Raw genomic sequence first — 15,164 nt, 5'->3', positions numbered from 1 at the left:
GGGTGACTCGTCCAGCGAAGACGACGAAGAGACCGAAGAGTCGACAACCGACTAAGTCTACCTTGCTTGACCATGCCAAAGTCATCTTTGGCGCTTGGACCCCCGGCCACGCTGGCCGGGGGTCTTTTGCGTTTCTTTGTGCGCAGGGCGCAGATTTGATTTTTTCTTTGTGAAATGGACCGCAGCCGATAACCTTTGCTCAGCCGCTTGGCGGTGAGGGTCATTGATTAGCGGAGTTACCGCGACAAAAGGAGATTTGAGATGGGCAAACGTGACGATTTGATCGCGCGCTACGCAGAAGATTTGAAGACGAAATGTGGCATGACGCCTGATATGGACCTTTTGACCAAGGTCACGATCGGCTGCGGCCCGTCGATCTATGATGCCGATGCCTCGACCGTCGCCGCGACCCAGGAGGGCGAGCTTGAGACGGTGAAAGACAATTTCCTCGTCAAGAAGCTGGGCCTTGCGGATGGTCCGCACCTGATGGAAGCCATCAACTCTGTGATCGACACTTACGGGCGGTCCGAGCGCAACAAATACCGCGCCGTGGTTTATTACATGCTGACCAAGCATTTTGGCAAAGAGGCTGTTTACGGCTAAACTGGCTTGCAGCACCGTGATGCGCCCGTCATGCAGCCATGGCGGGCGCTTTTGCTTTTCCGTGGCAATCGCTATCGGCAGTTCTAAATCAACGGTCTGGTCTTTTAGGCAAGGAGCCGCAGAATGACACATCACACACCCGGCATGGAGGCCGCACCAGACCGCGATGACGCGATGGATGCGCTGGCCCTCCTGCGTCGCTGGGCCGCGGCGGCCACACCCGAGGAGGTCGCTGACCTCGATCCGTCCATCGCGCGTCTGTTGCCGCGCGGCGAGGTGGCCAACTATCCGGCTCTGTCGCGCAACTATCCGGATGACTTCGAGCCGGATGACGCCTATCGCGCAACGATGCCTGATCTTCAGAACGGTCCCGCGTCGCTGATCCGAGGCTCGCGCCAGCAGTTGCAGCATGTCGGCATTTCGAATTTCCGTCTGCCGATCCGTTTTCATGCGCGCGACAACGGCGATCTGACGCTTGAGACTTCGGTTACCGGCACTGTCAGTCTTGATGCCGACAAGAAGGGCATCAACATGTCCCGCATCATGCGCAGCTTTTACAAGCATGCGGAAAAGACCTTCAGCTTCGAAGTAATTGAGGCGGCGCTGGATGACTATATCGCGGACCTCGGCTCGATCGATGCGCGGATCCAGATGCGTTTTTCCTACCCTGCCAAGGTCCGTTCGCTCCGCTCGGGGCTGGAGGGGTATCAATATTACGACATCGCGCTCGAGCTGGTCGAGGTTGAGGGCGTGCGCCGCAAGTTCATGCATCTCGATTACGTTTACTCCAGCACCTGCCCCTGCTCACTGGAGTTGAGCGAGCATGCGCGCCAGGCCCGCGGGCAGCTGGCCACGCCCCATTCTCAGCGCTCGGTCGCGCGGATCTCGGTCGAGGTGTGCTGCAATGACTGCCTGTGGTTCGAGGATCTGATCGATCTGGCGCGCGCCGCCGTGCCGACCGAGACGCAAGTGATGGTCAAGCGCGAGGACGAGCAGGCCTTTGCCGAGCTAAATGCAGCCAATCCGATCTTTGTCGAAGATGCCGCGCGCCTTTTTTGCGAGCGATTGCTCGCGGATGGGCGCATTGGCGATTTTCGGGTCGTTGCCAGCCATCAGGAGAGCCTGCATAGCCACGATGCCGTCAGCGTCCTGACCGAGGGTGAGACGTTTACCGCGCAAAGCCTTGATCCCAAGCTGTTTTCTACGCTATTTCACGTCGGCTGAGCGGGACGCCGCATAGGGCGGATGCGGGGTATTTTGCGTGGCAGGCGGATTTCCGTCTGAATCCCGGCAGCGGCGGGATGGCACTTGGCGACTCGCCAAAGGGCATGCAACACTACCCCTCGTTCACCCCCTGACCTAAGGGAGACGACAATGACTTCCAAGCATACAATGCCCCCTCATGTTACGGCCTACATCGGCCTCATGAGCTACATGTTCAAACAGCAGTTCCGCTTTGCGCAGATTGTTGGCGAGGCCGCGCTTGCCTCCCACCCAATGATCGCATGGCCGCCCGAACGGACGGCGGGCGCGGCGCCAAGCAGCCCAAAGACCCAGACCAGGGTCTCTGCACCAGCGCGTCAGACGCGCGCGCCCTCAGCGCCGCGGCCGATGCCCGAGCTGACCAAGCATACGGTTTCGATTCCGGTTTAAGCCCGCTGTCAACCGCGCCAGACGGTTTCGGCCAGCGGCGCGGCCAGTTCGGGCGCTGCGTTCAACAACGGTGGACGCAAATTAAGCCAGCGCGCGTCGCCGGTCTCTTCGGCTTTCAGTGCCTTGAGGCCGGGAATCAGACCGCCCGAAAAGACGGCGGCGCGGTGGGCGTCGATCTGAGGCTTCAGCGCGTCCATTCCGGCGGTGTCGTTTGCCCGCGCAAGATCATAGAGCCGCCGGATACCCGCCGCGTTGGAATTGCAACTGGCCGAAATGCAGCCGCCCCCGCCAAGCGCCATCGCCTCCAGCATCGCGCCCTCGCTGCCGGGAAAGACGGAAATGCTCGGCGCGGCCTCGATCACCGCGCGGGTATTGTCCCAATCGCCCGAGCTGTCCTTGAGCGCGGTCACCACCTCTGGGAACGCCTCGCTCAGGCGTGCGGCGAGTGCGGGGGTAAATCCGATACCCGCATATTGGGGTATGTGATAAAGGCAGATGGTCAACGCGTCGCTGCCGACCTTTTCGATCAGCGCGCTGAAATAGCGGTAAAGCCCCTCGTCGCTGGCGGTGACGAAGAAGAAGGGCGGCAGTGTCATGACGGCCCGGCAGCCCAGATCGACGGCATGGCGGCAGAGCGCCGCCGTCTCTTCGAGGTTGCAAAGGCCGGTGCCCGGCATCAACTGATCGGCGCGGGCGGCGCCGCTATCGATCAGAAGTTCGACCAGACGCATCCTCTCGGCCACCGAATGGCTGAGCGCCTCGCTGGTCGTGCCGAAGGGCGACAGATAATGCGAGCCCTGGGCCAGGCAGTGCCGGGCGTGATCGACATAGAGATCATCCGCGACCGTCAAATCGTCGTTGAAGGGGGTCAGCAAGGGCGTCACGATGCCGGATAGACGGTCGGTCATGGTCAAAGGCTCTCCGATAGGGGTTTAGATCGCGTCCAGCGCCTGCCGGATGTCGGCGATCAGATCATCGGGATCTTCTATCCCGAGCGACAGACGCACAAGGCCCGGCGTGATGCCAAGGCTCATGCGCTGGTCTTCGGGCAGGCGCTGATGCGTGGTCGTCGCAGGGTGGGTGATGATGGATTTCGTGTCGCCCAGATTGTTCGAGATCAGCACGATCTTCAGCGCATTGATAAAGCGGAAAGCCTCGGCCTGACCCTGCAGGTCAAGCGCGACGACGGTGCCGCCCTTGCCCATGAGGTGCATCGTCAGGTCATGCTGGGGATGGCTGGCATGGCCGGGATAGATCGCTCGTTTGACCTTGGGGTGGCCTTGCAGCGCCTCGGTCAGCGCAAGGGCCGATGCCGCTTGCGCGCGCACGCGCAGGTCGATCGTCTCGAGCCCCTTGAGCATGATCCACGCGTTGAAGGGCGACATGGAGCCGCCTGTATGCTTCATGTAGGGCTCGACCGTGCCGCGAATGAAGTCGCGTGTGCCCATGATGACGCCGCCCAAGGCGCGGCCCTGCCCGTCGATATGCTTGGTCGCGGAATAGACGACGACATCGGCGCCCTGCTCGATCGCGCGGGAAAAGACGGGCGTGGCAAACACGTTGTCGACGATGACCTTGGCGCCATGTGCATGCGCCAGTTTGGCCACCGCCTCAAGATCGACCACATCGAGCGTTGGATTGGCGATCGTCTCGAAAAAGACGGCCGTGGTATCGGGGCGAATCGCCTCTTCCCATTGGCCGAGGTCAGTGCCGTCGACGAATGTCACCTCGACGCCGTAGCGCGTCAGGACATCGTTCAACACATAAAGACACGATCCGAAAAGCGCCCGCGCCGAGACGACATGATCGCCCGCCTTCAGCATCGAGGTCAGCGCGCCCGAGACAGCGGCCATGCCGCTGGCCGTGGCAAAGGCATCCTCGGCCCCTTCGATCATCGCGATGCGTTTTTCGAACATCGCCACCGTCGGGTTGCCGTACCGGGCATAGATGTACTCATCCGGCCCCGTCTGGATAAAGCGCGCCTCGGCGGCCTCGGCGCTGTCATAGACAAAGCCTTGCGTGAGGAAGATCGCCTCGCTGACCTCGCCCCATTGGCTGCGCGCCGTGCCGCCATGCACCAATGCGGTGCGTGTTTTCCAATTATCTGTCATCGTTTCGACCTCCGGGCCAATGCCCCTGAACTCCCGAGCCGGTCATGCGAAAAGGGGAGCCTTTCCCGTGACCTTTTAGCGAATTGTTTAACGTGGCCCGCAATCCGGTAACAAATCGCCACCCGAGGGCAGATACTCCGGCGCCGCGCGTGCGTCAACTGGCGGAGCCTCCGGCGGGAGTATTTGCAAGAACAATGAAAGCAGGGATCATTCCTTGGGATCGGAGCCGTATTCGTTGAAGATCTTGGACTGGGTTATGAAGAAGATGAAAATGGCGGCCGTCAGCCCGAAGGTCTTGAAATAAACCCAGATCTCTTCGCTTTGGGTGCGCCATATGATCTCGTTGAGCAGGGCAAGGCCGAGGAAGAAGAATGTGAGCCGGCGCGTGAGGATCATCCACCCCTCGCGCGTCAGGGGCATCACGGTGTCCATGACGGTCTGAAGGTAGGATTTGCCCTGCAAGAGCCCGATGCCAAGGATGCCGCCGAACAGCAGATAGATGATCGTCGGTTTCATCTTGAAAAACTTGGGGTCGTTGAACCAGATGCTGAGGCCACCAAAGACGGTGATGAGGATTGCCGTCATCGCCTGCATTTTCGACAGGTGCCCGGTAAGCGCCCACAGAACGCCGATGGAGACCAGAAAAACCGGTATGAAGCCCGCCGTGACGACGATGAAGCCATCATACTCGGTGCCGCCAATGGTGAATATCCGGTCCTTGAGCAGGATATAGGCGATGAAAAAGGCGAGGATCGGCCCCAGTTCGAGGCCGGTCTTGAGCCCGCCGTTGATCTTGCGTTCGTTCATGTATCCTCCAAGGGCGTCATCCGCCCACCTCTACTATCACGGCGCCCGCCGCAATCAATGCCATCAGTGCCGTGCGCCTTGGTCCGACCGTCTCGCCCAGAAAAAGCCAGCCGATGAGGGCGGCGAAAACCGCCGATGTTTCGCGCAAGACCGCCGCCTCGCCCACGCTGTCGAGGCGGGTGGCCAACATGATCGCGCCGAAGGACAGCGGTGCGATGATCCCGCCGATGGCACCGCGCAGCATGAGAGGGCCGAGGTCGGGCCGCGCCTCCATCCGGCGCCAGCGGATCGCGGCGATCACCGGCATGCTCAGCCCGTCGATCAGAAAGAACCACGCGAGAAAGGTAAAGGGATCGGCGGTCTCGCGGATGCCGTAGGCGTCGAATGTGGTGTAGGCGGCGACCAGAAGACCCGTCATCACCGCCAGCGTCAATGCGGCCGGGAGCGTGTCGCGCGCGACGTCGAGAAATATCAGGTTGTAGATCGCAAGGCCGAATATGCCCGATAGAAGCACCGCGACACCCATCCATTGAACCAGATTGAAGGTCTCGCCAAAGAGCAGATAAGCACCGATCACCGCAAAGAGCGGCCCCGTGCCGCGTACGACCGGATAGACCACGGTGAAGGCGCCGCGCGAATAGGCCATCGCTTGCAGGATCTTGTAGACGGTATGGATCGCCCAGACCGCTGCAAAGATGATCCACATATGCGGCTCGGGCCACGGCACAAGGAAGAGCGCGATCGGCGCGGCCAGGGCCGCATAGCTGAAATCGACCGCGCCGCGTGTCAGCCATGGATCGTGACGGCCCTTTTGGATCGCGCCGAAAACGGCGTGCAGAAGGGCCGCCATGAGCGCGAGGGCAAGGGCCAGTTGCTGGCCCGATGCCGTCCCCTCGATGGAGATGAGCCAATCGCTCACGTCTGGGTGCGTTGCCGCGCCGCTGGGCCGCGCGGTGTCACGGCGCGGGCCGTCAAGGGTGCGCGCGCTTCAGGCGACGCGCCTTGGGCGCCGGGGTCATTCGGTATCCAGTCCGGTGAGGGCGGCGGCGAATTCCTCGGGGTCGAAGGGCGAAAGGTCGTCGATCTGCTCGCCCACGCCGATGGCATGGATCGGCAGGCCGAACTTGTCGGCCAGCGCCACCAGGACGCCGCCCCGCGCCGTGCCGTCAAGCTTGGTCATCACGAGGCCCGAGACATCGGCCAGCTTCTGGAATGTCTCGACCTGGCTGAGCGCGTTCTGCCCGGTGGTGGCATCGAGCACCAGAAGAGTGTTGTGCGGCGCGGTTTCGTCCTTCTTGCGGATGACGCGGACGATCTTGGCCAGTTCCTCCATCAGGTCGGCGCGATTTTGCAGCCGCCCGGCGGTGTCGATCATCAAAAGATCGGCCCCATCGCGTTCGGCCTGTGCCATCGCATCCCAGGCAAGGCTGGCCGGATCGCTGCCCTCGGGGGCGGTCATCACGGGCACGCCCGCGCGGTCGCCCCAGATCTGCAATTGTTCGACCGCGGCCGCGCGGAAGGTGTCACCGGCGGCAATCACAACCGTTTTGCCCGCCGCCTTGAACTGGCTCGCCAACTTGCCGATGGTCGTCGTCTTGCCCGAGCCGTTGACACCTACAACCAGCACGACCTGCGGCTTTTTCGGGTAGAGCGGCATGGGGCGCGCCACGGGCTCCATGATCCGGGCAATTTCCTGCGCCAGAAGCTGCTTGATCTCGACCGCCGAGAGGCGCTTGCCCATGCGGCCCTCGGCCATGTTGGCGGTGACGCGCAGGGCGGTATCAACGCCCATGTCGGCGGTGATCAGCAGCTCTTCGAGCCGCTCGAGCATGTCGTCGTCCAGCACGCGGCGCGGCGCGCGTGCGGTGTCGCGCCCAAAGATGCGGCCAAGCAGCCCGCCGGACGGACCTGCCTCCGCGCTGGGCGGCGTGTCTTCGACTGGTATTTCGATCGGGGTCGGCGGCACGATGCCTTGCGGCGGCGCCTTGGGAAGCTCCTCCGGCGCTGGCGCGGGGATCTCGTCTATGGGGGGCGGGATCTCTTCGGGGCGCGGCGCCGGCTGGGCGGGTGCGTCCTGCTGTGGCTCGCCCGGCTGGGGCGAGGGCGGTGGGTCCACCTCGCCGCCATCCTCGACGATTGCATCCAGCCCCTCGTCCAGTTTGGACGACGAGTTGAACAGCTTGTCCTTCAGCTTCTTGAAAAAAGCCATGATGCCCCCGTCTGCGCCTCAGTTCCCTTCATCTAATGGGCTTGGGACGGATATGGAAGGGATTGCCCCCTGCGGCGCTATGCCATCCAGTTTTTCCTTATGGGGAAATGCAATGTTAAGGTATGAGGCCCAAGGCTGTCCGGGCGAGGAGGCGACACGAATGATCCTGTTTTCTTGCGCAACCCTTGCGCCGATGGCGATGATCCTCGCCGGGGCTCCGTTTGGCGGGGTCTGGCCCTACGCGGCGCTGATTTACATGACCGTTCTGTCGTTCGCGCTGGACCGGATGATCGCCGCGGCACCCGGCGTGCCGGAGGACGGCGCGGAATTTCCGGGTGCGCCGCGGCTTCTGGCCGTGCTGGGCGTGTTGCATTTCGTCGTGCTGGGCGCTGCGGTCTGGGCGGTTGCCGGGCAGGCGGGGCTGGATTGGCCCGCGCGGATCAGCCTTGGGGTGGCGGCGGGGCTGGTCTTTGGCCAGATCGGACATCCCGCCGCGCATGAGCTGATCCACAAGCGCCCCCGTCTGCTGCGCCTTCTGGGCAGGCTGGTGTATAGCAGCTTGCTGATCGGGCACCACGCGAGCGCGCATCTTCTGGTCCATCACGTCAATGTGGCCAGTGACGGCGATCCCAGCAGCGCGCGGCGCGGCGAGGGGTTTTATCGCTTTGCGTGGCGCGCGGGGCGTGGCGGGTTCAAGGCGGGTTGGCAGGCTGAAAAGGCCATGCTGGCGCGGGCGGGCCGGCCACTGTGGCGGCATCCTTACGGTCTTTATGTCGGTGCCGGCATCATTTGTCTCATGCTCGCGGCCGCATTGGGTGGGCTGGCCGGGATCGCCGCCTATGTCGCAATGTGCCTTCACGCGCAGATGCAGATCATGATGTCGGATTACGTGCAGCACTACGGGCTGCGGCGGCGCAGGCTGGACACCGGCGCGCTGGAGCCTGTGGGGCCGGGCCATTCGTGGAATGCGCCGCACCGGTTTTCATCCGCGATGACACTCAATGCGCCGCGCCATTCGCATCATCATGTCTCGCCGGGCACCGAATTTCCGGCGCTGCGCCTGACGCCCGAGGATATGCCATCGCTGCCCTATCCCCTACCGCTGATGGCGGCCCTGTCGCTGGCCCCGACGGTCTGGCGGCGTGTCATGGACCGCCGTCTTGACCGGTGGGAGGCGCGGCGTGATAGAGCCTCTGCCACCCAAGGGGCAGCGCCATGAAAGCTGTAGCGGTCCGGGCCGCGTCGTGGCATAAATGCGGCATGCGTTTTCTTGCCCTCATCCTGTCGCTCATCGCCGCCCCTTCACTTGCACAAGAGTACATGACGGCCGATGAGTTCGATGCCTATACCAAGGGCCGCACATTCAGCTATGGCGCGGACGGCATGCCCTATGGAATCGAGCAATATCTGGATGACCGCCGCGTGCGGTGGTCCTTTGTCGAGGGCACGTGCCAAGAGGGCGAATGGTATGAGGAGGACGGGCTGATCTGCTTTGTCTACGATACCGAGCCGGACCCCCAATGCTGGAGCTTTCGCGAGGGTCCGAATGGTCTGATTGCGAAATTCGAGAATGATCCGACGTCAGTAGAACTCTATGAGGTCGGCCAAAGCGATGAGCCGCTGGTCTGTCCGGGCCCTGACGTTGGCGTCTAGCAGGCGATACCCTAGGGGCGCACAGCGCGCCGGATGCCCTTAGATGCGCAGGAAAGGCTGGGCTGCACGCGCAACCCAGCTTTGAAATCGCAGCGGGGCATCGGTGGCCGCAAGGCAGATGCAATCCTCGCCGATATCCGCGATGGGCGTATGTTGAAGGTCTTCGCTGGCGATTTCGATATCGCCGCGCGCAAATCGCGCCTCGTCGTCCACAAAGGCACCTTGAAGCACCAGCGTCAGCTCCAATCCATTATGTCCGTGATCGGGCACGGCGGCCCCGGCGCGGATATGCAGCAGGCGCGCGGTCGCGCCGCCTTGGGTCGGCAGGATGGCCTGGCGCACGCCCATGCCGACCGCGCGCCATTTCACCGCGTCCAGATCACCGCCGACATAATCCTGAAGGGGCGCAGGCAGCACACCGGTGGGGCGCACCGCCGCTGCGCGGGCAGGCGTGGCGGCCGACGACTTGGCTGCTGCTAGTGCTGCCGCCATGCTGCCGGGTGCCATCTGTGATGCGTCGGCCGTGTCCAGCAGCGCGCCGCCGACACTGTCAAATGCACCCAGCCGGGCGCGGCATTCATCGCACAGCGATATATGCGTGGCCACGGTCAGGCTGAATGCCTCGGGCAGTGATCCCGAGGAATAGGCCATCAGGAGAGAGTCCGTCAGGTGATGTGCGATAGGGTCTGTCATGGCGTTTTCATTTCATCGTATGGCGCAGCCGGTCAATCGCGAGACGGATGCGTGATTTTATCGTGCCGAGCGGCAGGCCCGTTTTCTCGGCGATTTCCGAATGGCTGAGATCGCTGAAATAAGCGGCCTCGATCAGTGTCTTTTGCTTGGCGGGAAGGGCGGCGATGGCCTCGGCCAGTTGTGCGCTTTCCTGCTCGAGGGCAAGAACGTCGGCCTGATCCGGTGCCTCTTCTGGGCCCCAGATGATATCCTCGGGTTCGGGGCGTCGTGCCTTGCGCAGCGCGTCGATGCGCCTGTTGCGGGCAATGGTAAAAATCCACGTGGCAGCGCTGGCGCGGGAGGGATCAAAGAGATGCGCCTTCTGCCAGAGCGTTGCCATGACATCTTGCGCGCATTCCTCGGCAAGCGTCGCGCTGGCCCCGGACTTCATCAAGAAACCTTTCACGCGTGGCGCGAAATGATCAAAGATTTCGGCAAAGGCCGCCTCGTCCGCGTCATCGCGGATGCGCGCGATGATGTCGGTCCAACGGTTATTCTCGAATTCCCGGCCAGTCTCGACCCGGCCAGTCTCAATCCGGCCAGTCTCGATCCGGTCAGTGTCTGGCCGTTCTGGGGGCAATGCGTAATGTCCTGACGTTTCGATCTTTTGCACACGCGGCTGCGCTGCAACCGCCATAGCGGTCCCATGAAACGATGCCAAGCTATCGTAAGAGGTGTCAATCGTGCAAAACATATGCCTATTACGGCACAGGCGCAGTATTGGATCACCTTTGCGTGAAAATACGCAGGGCGCATCGGCTACTGGAATGAATTTGCATCCAATGCAGTCCCCCAGCCGTATCCTTGGCTATAAGAATGAACAAAACGGACCCTTGCCCATATGCCATTTGAGTTGCAGCCCGCCCCGAGACGCAAGATTGCTGTTGTCGGGGGCGGAATTTCCGGTTTGGGCGCGGCCCATCGTCTGAGTGCAGAAAATCACGTAACCCTTTATGAGGCCGAGCCGCGGCTGGGCGGACATGCCCGCACCATCATGGCCGGCAAGCGTGGTGACCAGCCTGTCGATACCGGCTTTATCGTTTTCAACTATGCCAATTACCCGCATCTGGCCGATCTCTTTGCCCAGCTCGACGTGCCTGTCGTGCCCAGCAACATGAGCTTTGGCGCGTCCATCGACGGGGGGCGCATCGAATATGGTCTTGCCGGCGCAGGCGCGGCATTTGCCCAGTGGCGCAACGTGGCGCGGCCCGGCTTCCTGCGGATGTTGCGCGATATATTTCACTTCAACGCCAATGCGCTGGAGGTTTCGCGCGGCAGCGACATGAGCATTGGCGCGCTGCTGACGCACCTGCGCACCGGGGATTGGTTTCGCGATTATTACCTTTTGCCGCTGTCGGGCGCGATCTGGTCGACGCCGACCAGAAAGATTCTGGATTTTCCGGCCGAGACGATGATGCGGTTTTTCGAGAACCACGCGCTGTTGAATTACGATGGTCAGCATCAGTGGTATACGGTCAAGGGCGGTTCTGTGCAGTATGTCAACCGGCTTGAGACGTATCTGCGCAACGTTGGCGTATTACTGCGGCCCGGCTGTCCGGTCCAGGCGGTGCGCCGCACGCCTGCGGGCGTTCAGATCAAGGCAGGCGGCGATTGGGAGGGGTTTGATGCGGTCGTCATGGCGACCCATTCGGACGACTCCTTGCGCCTGTTGACCGATCCCAGCGCTGACGAGCGGCGCAATCTGGGCGCCATCGGGTATCAGCCAAACGACGTCGTGCTGCATTCGGATGCGTCGATCATGCCGCGCCGCCGCGCCGTCTGGTCGTCCTGGAATTATACCGAGGACCGCGCCAAGACCGATAGCCGTATCGACCTGACCTACTGGATGAACAAGTTGCAGCCGATCCCGATGGATGATCCGCATTTCGTGACGCTGAACACGACGCGCCAGATCCGTGAAGAGCTGATCCATGATCGCGTGACGCTGCGCCATCCGGTCTATGATCAGGCTGCGCTGGCCGCGCAGGGGCGTATCGCGGCGATGAACGGGGCGCAGAATACCTGGTATTGTGGTGCATGGATGAAGAGCGGCTTTCACGAAGATGGTCTGGGCAGCGCCGTCGACGTGGCCGATGCGCTCACCGAGCGCGGAGCCTTGGCCGCGGCATGAGCCGTGTCGATCATATCGCGGGCCACACGTGGCACGGGCGCAAGGGCGCGGTCAGCAATTCGTTTCGCTATTCCATCGACTACGTTCTGGCGGATGCCGAAGCAGAGCTGCGCACGCCGCGTCTCTTCGGGCGCAATCGCGCCGGGTTGGCAAGCCTTCATGATCGCGATCATGGTGGGGCGCCGGGCCACGGTATCGGCGCGCCTTGGGTGCGGCAGGTGCTGGACAGCTACCAGATCCCGCAGCCTGCAAGGATCGAGCTGCTGGCCCAGCCGCGCATCATGGGCCATGTGTTCAATCCGGTGTCTTTCTGGCTCTGCCGGGACGCCGACGGCGGTCTGCGGCAGGTGATCGCCGAGGTCAGCAATACGTTTGGCGATCGCCACAGCTATCTGTGCCTAAAGGCCGACGGTTCGGTCATCGGGGCCGAGGATCGACTGCATTCAGACAAGATTTTCCATGTTTCCCCCTTTCAGAAGGTCGATGGCGGGTATGAATTCCGGTTCGACGTGCGAGAGGACCGCATTGGCATCTGGATCGACATGACCGGGGGCGATGGCGGTCTGGTCGCGACCTTGACCGGGCCGCGCCGCGGGCTCAGCAATCGGGGGCTGCTGGCTGCGATGCTGCGCCGTCCCTTCGGCTCGCGCCGGGTGCTGGCGCTGATCCATTGGCAGGCGCTCAAGCTATGGTGGAAGGGTGCCACATATCGCCCCCGCCCCGAGCCGCCCGAGACCGAGGTTACGCGGTGAGCGCGCCGCGCCTGCCTGCTTTCTCTCTCTTTGCTGCTTTCATTGCTGCGGCGGGCCTGCCGATCTACATCCACGCGCCCAAGTTCTATGTCGATGAATATGGCGTGTCCCTGACCCTGCTTGGGAGTGTCCTTTTCGCGCTGCGCCTCATCGACGTGGTGCAGGACCCGCTGCTGGGCCGGCTTGCCGCACGCACGCAGGCGTTTCGCGCTGTCACGGTGTTGATTGCAGGGATCGCAATGGCACTGGCGATGATCGGCCTTTTTGCCGTGGCCCCGCCCATCGCGCCTGTCTGGTGGTTTGCGGTAATGCTGACGGTGGTTTTCTCCAGCTTCAGCTATCTGACGATCTGCTTTTACGCTCAGGGCGTCTCGACCGCCTCGGCGCTGGCCCAGTCGGGGCATCTGCGACTGGCGCGCTGGCGCGAGACGGGCGCGCTCTTGGGCATCTGCGCGGCAGCGGTGGCGCCCGTGCTTTTGGGTGGATATGCAGGATTTGCGCTGGCCTTCGCCATCCTTGGCGTGCTGGCATTGGCCGCGATGTGGGGCCAGTGGGGCCGCGCGTCGATCCCGTCCGAAGGCTTTGGTCCGATCTTGCGGGACGATATATCGCGCCGCCTGCTGTTGATCGCGCTGGTCAATGCGGCGCCGGTCGCCGTCAGCTCCACGCTGTTCCTCTTCTTCGTCGAAAGCCGCCTTGGCGCGCCGGGATGGGAGGGGCCGCTATTGCTGGTCTTTTTCCTGTCGGCTGCGCTGGCTGCGCCCGCATGGGGCCGGGCCGCCGAGCGGTGGGGGGCCAAGCGCACGTTGCTTGCCGCGATGGTGCTGGCCATCGCCGCCTTCGGCTGCGCGGCGCTGCTTGGCACTGGTGACATATGGGCCTTTGCGGTGGTTTGCGTGGTGTCGGGCGCAGCTGTCGGGGCCGATCTGACGTTGCTGCCTGCGATCTTTGCGCGCCGCATGGCCGATATCGCACCGGGGGCGAGCGAGGGATTTGGCCTGTGGTCCTTCGTGTCCAAGTTGACGCTCGCGATTGCGGCTGTCGCGCTCTTGCCGACGTTGGAGGCGGGCGGATTTCAGGCGGGCGCGCAGAATGACGAGGCGGCGCTGCTGCTTCTGACGCTGCTTTATTGCGCGCTGCCGTGCGTGTTGAAACTGGTGGCCATCGCGCTCTTGGCGACAACGCGCCTGCCAGAGGGGAATATGGCATGACTGTGATCGGGTGGATGGTATTGGGGGCGCTGCTGTGCGGTGTCGCGGTCTGGCTGCGCCAGAGCCTTACGGATTTCAACGCGCAGAAGCCCGAAGACTATGCCAGCAGCGCGCCCGCCATGGACATGCGCCAGCACCTGTCGGGGCGCATCGCATGTCATGGCGTCATTTATGGCCCATTGGGGCGCGTCGCCTCGCGCTTTGATGCGGAGTTTCGGGGCACCTGGACGGGGGACACCGGCACGTTGGCCGAGCATTTCGTCTATGACAGCGGCAATACCCAAGATCGCGAATGGCGCCTGTCCCTGGGGCCGAACGGCACCCTGCGCGCCGAGGCCGACGATCTGGTCGGAGCGGGGCGCGGACAGCTCAGCGGAGCGTCGCTGATGCTGCGCTACCGCATCCGCCTGCCCGCCGAGGCGGGGGGGCATGTTCTGAGCGTTACCGACTGGATGTATCTGACGCCCGGCGGAACTATCGTCAATCGCAGCCAGTTCCGTAAGTATGGGATAAAGGTGGCCGAACTGGTGGCCACGATGAAAAAGGTGGATGCTGCATGACCGACTGGATCGGAAAACGCTATTGGATGATCGGGGCCAGTGATGGTCTGGGCGAGGCACTGGCACACAAGCTGAGCCGTGCTGGCGCCGAATTGATCCTGTCGTCGCGCAGCGAAGACAAGCTGAAGGCCGTGGCAGAGGCCCTGCCTGGACGTTCGCATGTGGTCACTGTCGATGTCTCGGATCTGAAGAGCGTGCGCCGCGCCGCCGAGGAAGTCGGCGAGATCGACGGAATGATCTATACTGCGGGCGTCTATTGGCCGTTTGCGGCGCAGGATTGGGATGCCGAGCAAGCGGAGGCGATGGGCGACATCAACTTTGTCGGCGCGCTGCGCAGTTGCGGTGCCGTGGTGCCCAAGATGGTCGCCAAGGATGCGGGCCATATCGTGCTGACCGGCTCGCTGTCGGGCTTTCGCGGGCTGCCGGGTGCCATCGGCTATGCCGCGTCCAAGGCCGGCGTCATGGCGCTGGGCGAGAGCATGCAGGTCGATCTGCGCAATACCGGCGTGCGCGTGCAGATCGCCAACCCCGGCTTCATCAAGACGCGGCTGACGGACAAGAACGATTTCAACATGCCCTTCCTGATGACGGCCGATGAGGCCGCACAGGAGATGTTCGAGATGATGAACGACCCCGGCGCAACGGTGCGGCACTTCCCGCGCATGTTCAGCTACCTCTTTCGATTCAGCCGGATCTGGCCCGATTGGCTCTACAACCGCTTTTTTGGCAAGTAGCGCAGCAT

General features: G+C 62.9%; 17 protein-coding genes and 1 riboswitch. Of the genes, 10 read left to right on the top strand and 7 right to left on the bottom strand.

Annotation, left to right across the window (positions count from 1 at the left end; genetic code table 11):
- Positions 1-261: 261 nt before the first annotated feature.
- The 3 genes from V8352_RS08340 (at position 262) to V8352_RS08330 (ending at position 2,256) form a co-directional block, all read left to right on the top strand.
- Positions 262-603 carry a DUF2853 family protein gene (locus tag V8352_RS08340; protein ID WP_336423813.1) on the top strand — a complete coding sequence of 114 codons (342 nt, stop codon included), beginning with the start codon at positions 262-264 and terminating at the stop codon, positions 601-603.
- Positions 604-726: 123 nt separating this feature from the next.
- Positions 727-1,827, top strand: a complete 1,101-nt coding sequence (gene folE2 / locus V8352_RS08335) for a GTP cyclohydrolase FolE2 (protein WP_336423812.1) — start codon at positions 727-729, stop codon at positions 1,825-1,827.
- 150 nt (positions 1,828-1,977) lie between these two features.
- Positions 1,978-2,256, top strand: a complete 279-nt coding sequence (locus V8352_RS08330; RefSeq protein ID WP_336423811.1) for a hypothetical protein — start codon at positions 1,978-1,980, stop codon at positions 2,254-2,256.
- 8 nt (positions 2,257-2,264) lie between these two features.
- Here the strand turns inward: V8352_RS08330 and V8352_RS08325 are convergent, their stop codons facing one another.
- From V8352_RS08325 to ftsY, 5 genes are all read right to left on the bottom strand, one after another.
- Complete coding sequence (locus V8352_RS08325) at positions 2,265-3,164, bottom strand: dihydrodipicolinate synthase family protein (RefSeq protein ID WP_336423810.1); 900 nt, start codon at positions 3,162-3,164, stop codon at positions 2,265-2,267.
- Between the two features lie 24 nt (positions 3,165-3,188).
- Complete coding sequence (metZ, locus tag V8352_RS08320; protein WP_336423809.1) at positions 3,189-4,367, bottom strand: O-succinylhomoserine sulfhydrylase; 1,179 nt, start codon at positions 4,365-4,367, stop codon at positions 3,189-3,191.
- Positions 4,368-4,422: 55 nt separating this feature from the next.
- Positions 4,423-4,499: riboswitch (SAM riboswitch) on the bottom strand.
- 75 nt (positions 4,500-4,574) lie between these two features.
- Positions 4,575-5,174, bottom strand: a complete 600-nt coding sequence (locus V8352_RS08315) for an inner membrane-spanning protein YciB (protein ID WP_336423808.1) — start codon at positions 5,172-5,174, stop codon at positions 4,575-4,577.
- 16 nt (positions 5,175-5,190) lie between these two features.
- Entirely contained in the window at positions 5,191-6,093 is a 903-nt protein-coding gene (locus V8352_RS08310) for a DMT family transporter (protein WP_336423807.1), read from the bottom strand.
- 96 nt (positions 6,094-6,189) lie between these two features.
- Positions 6,190-7,383 carry a signal recognition particle-docking protein FtsY gene (gene ftsY / locus V8352_RS08305; protein WP_336423806.1) on the bottom strand — a complete coding sequence of 398 codons (1,194 nt, stop codon included), beginning with the start codon at positions 7,381-7,383 and terminating at the stop codon, positions 6,190-6,192.
- 160 nt (positions 7,384-7,543) lie between these two features.
- On the opposite strand from ftsY, the gene V8352_RS08300 reads away from it, so the two are divergent.
- On the top strand, positions 7,544-8,602 hold the full coding sequence (locus tag V8352_RS08300; RefSeq protein WP_336423805.1) for an alkane 1-monooxygenase: 1,059 nt from the start codon (positions 7,544-7,546) through the stop codon (positions 8,600-8,602).
- Positions 8,599-9,036, top strand: a complete 438-nt coding sequence (locus V8352_RS08295) for a hypothetical protein (protein ID WP_442970989.1) — start codon at positions 8,599-8,601, stop codon at positions 9,034-9,036. The genes V8352_RS08300 and V8352_RS08295 overlap by 4 nt, the downstream gene beginning before the upstream one ends.
- Positions 9,037-9,075: 39 nt before the next feature.
- Here the strand turns inward: V8352_RS08295 and V8352_RS08290 are convergent, their stop codons facing one another.
- Both V8352_RS08290 and V8352_RS08285 read right to left on the bottom strand, forming a co-directional pair.
- Positions 9,076-9,729, bottom strand: a complete 654-nt coding sequence (locus tag V8352_RS08290) for a ChrR family anti-sigma-E factor (protein WP_336423804.1) — start codon at positions 9,727-9,729, stop codon at positions 9,076-9,078.
- A 7-nt stretch (positions 9,730-9,736) separates the two neighbouring features.
- On the bottom strand, positions 9,737-10,405 hold the full coding sequence (locus tag V8352_RS08285; RefSeq protein ID WP_336423803.1) for a sigma-70 family RNA polymerase sigma factor: 669 nt from the start codon (positions 10,403-10,405) through the stop codon (positions 9,737-9,739).
- A 204-nt stretch (positions 10,406-10,609) separates the two neighbouring features.
- Here V8352_RS08285 and V8352_RS08280 point away from each other — a divergent pair, with 204 nt between their 5' ends.
- From V8352_RS08280 to V8352_RS08260, 5 genes are read left to right on the top strand one after another with little or no spacing between them, the layout of a single operon-like run.
- Complete coding sequence (locus tag V8352_RS08280) at positions 10,610-11,899, top strand: NAD(P)/FAD-dependent oxidoreductase (RefSeq protein WP_336423802.1); 1,290 nt, start codon at positions 10,610-10,612, stop codon at positions 11,897-11,899.
- On the top strand, positions 11,896-12,651 hold the full coding sequence (locus V8352_RS08275) for a DUF1365 domain-containing protein (RefSeq protein ID WP_336423801.1): 756 nt from the start codon (positions 11,896-11,898) through the stop codon (positions 12,649-12,651). The genes V8352_RS08280 and V8352_RS08275 overlap by 4 nt, the downstream gene beginning before the upstream one ends.
- Complete coding sequence (locus tag V8352_RS08270; protein WP_442970988.1) at positions 12,588-13,862, top strand: MFS transporter; 1,275 nt, start codon at positions 12,588-12,590, stop codon at positions 13,860-13,862. Before V8352_RS08275 ends, V8352_RS08270 begins: the two co-directional genes overlap by 64 nt.
- A complete protein-coding gene (locus V8352_RS08265) occupies positions 13,859-14,422 on the top strand; it encodes a DUF3833 domain-containing protein (protein WP_336423799.1) in 564 nt (187 codons plus the stop codon). Before V8352_RS08270 ends, V8352_RS08265 begins: the two co-directional genes overlap by 4 nt.
- Entirely contained in the window at positions 14,419-15,156 is a 738-nt protein-coding gene (locus tag V8352_RS08260) for an SDR family NAD(P)-dependent oxidoreductase (RefSeq protein ID WP_336423798.1), read from the top strand. Before V8352_RS08265 ends, V8352_RS08260 begins: the two co-directional genes overlap by 4 nt.
- Positions 15,157-15,164: the final 8 nt, after the last annotated feature.

The organism is Roseovarius sp. D0-M9, from assembly GCF_037083805.1.
GTDB lineage: Bacteria > Pseudomonadota > Alphaproteobacteria > Rhodobacterales > Rhodobacteraceae > Roseovarius.
This window is presented reverse-complemented; position numbering and strand designations above follow the sequence as displayed.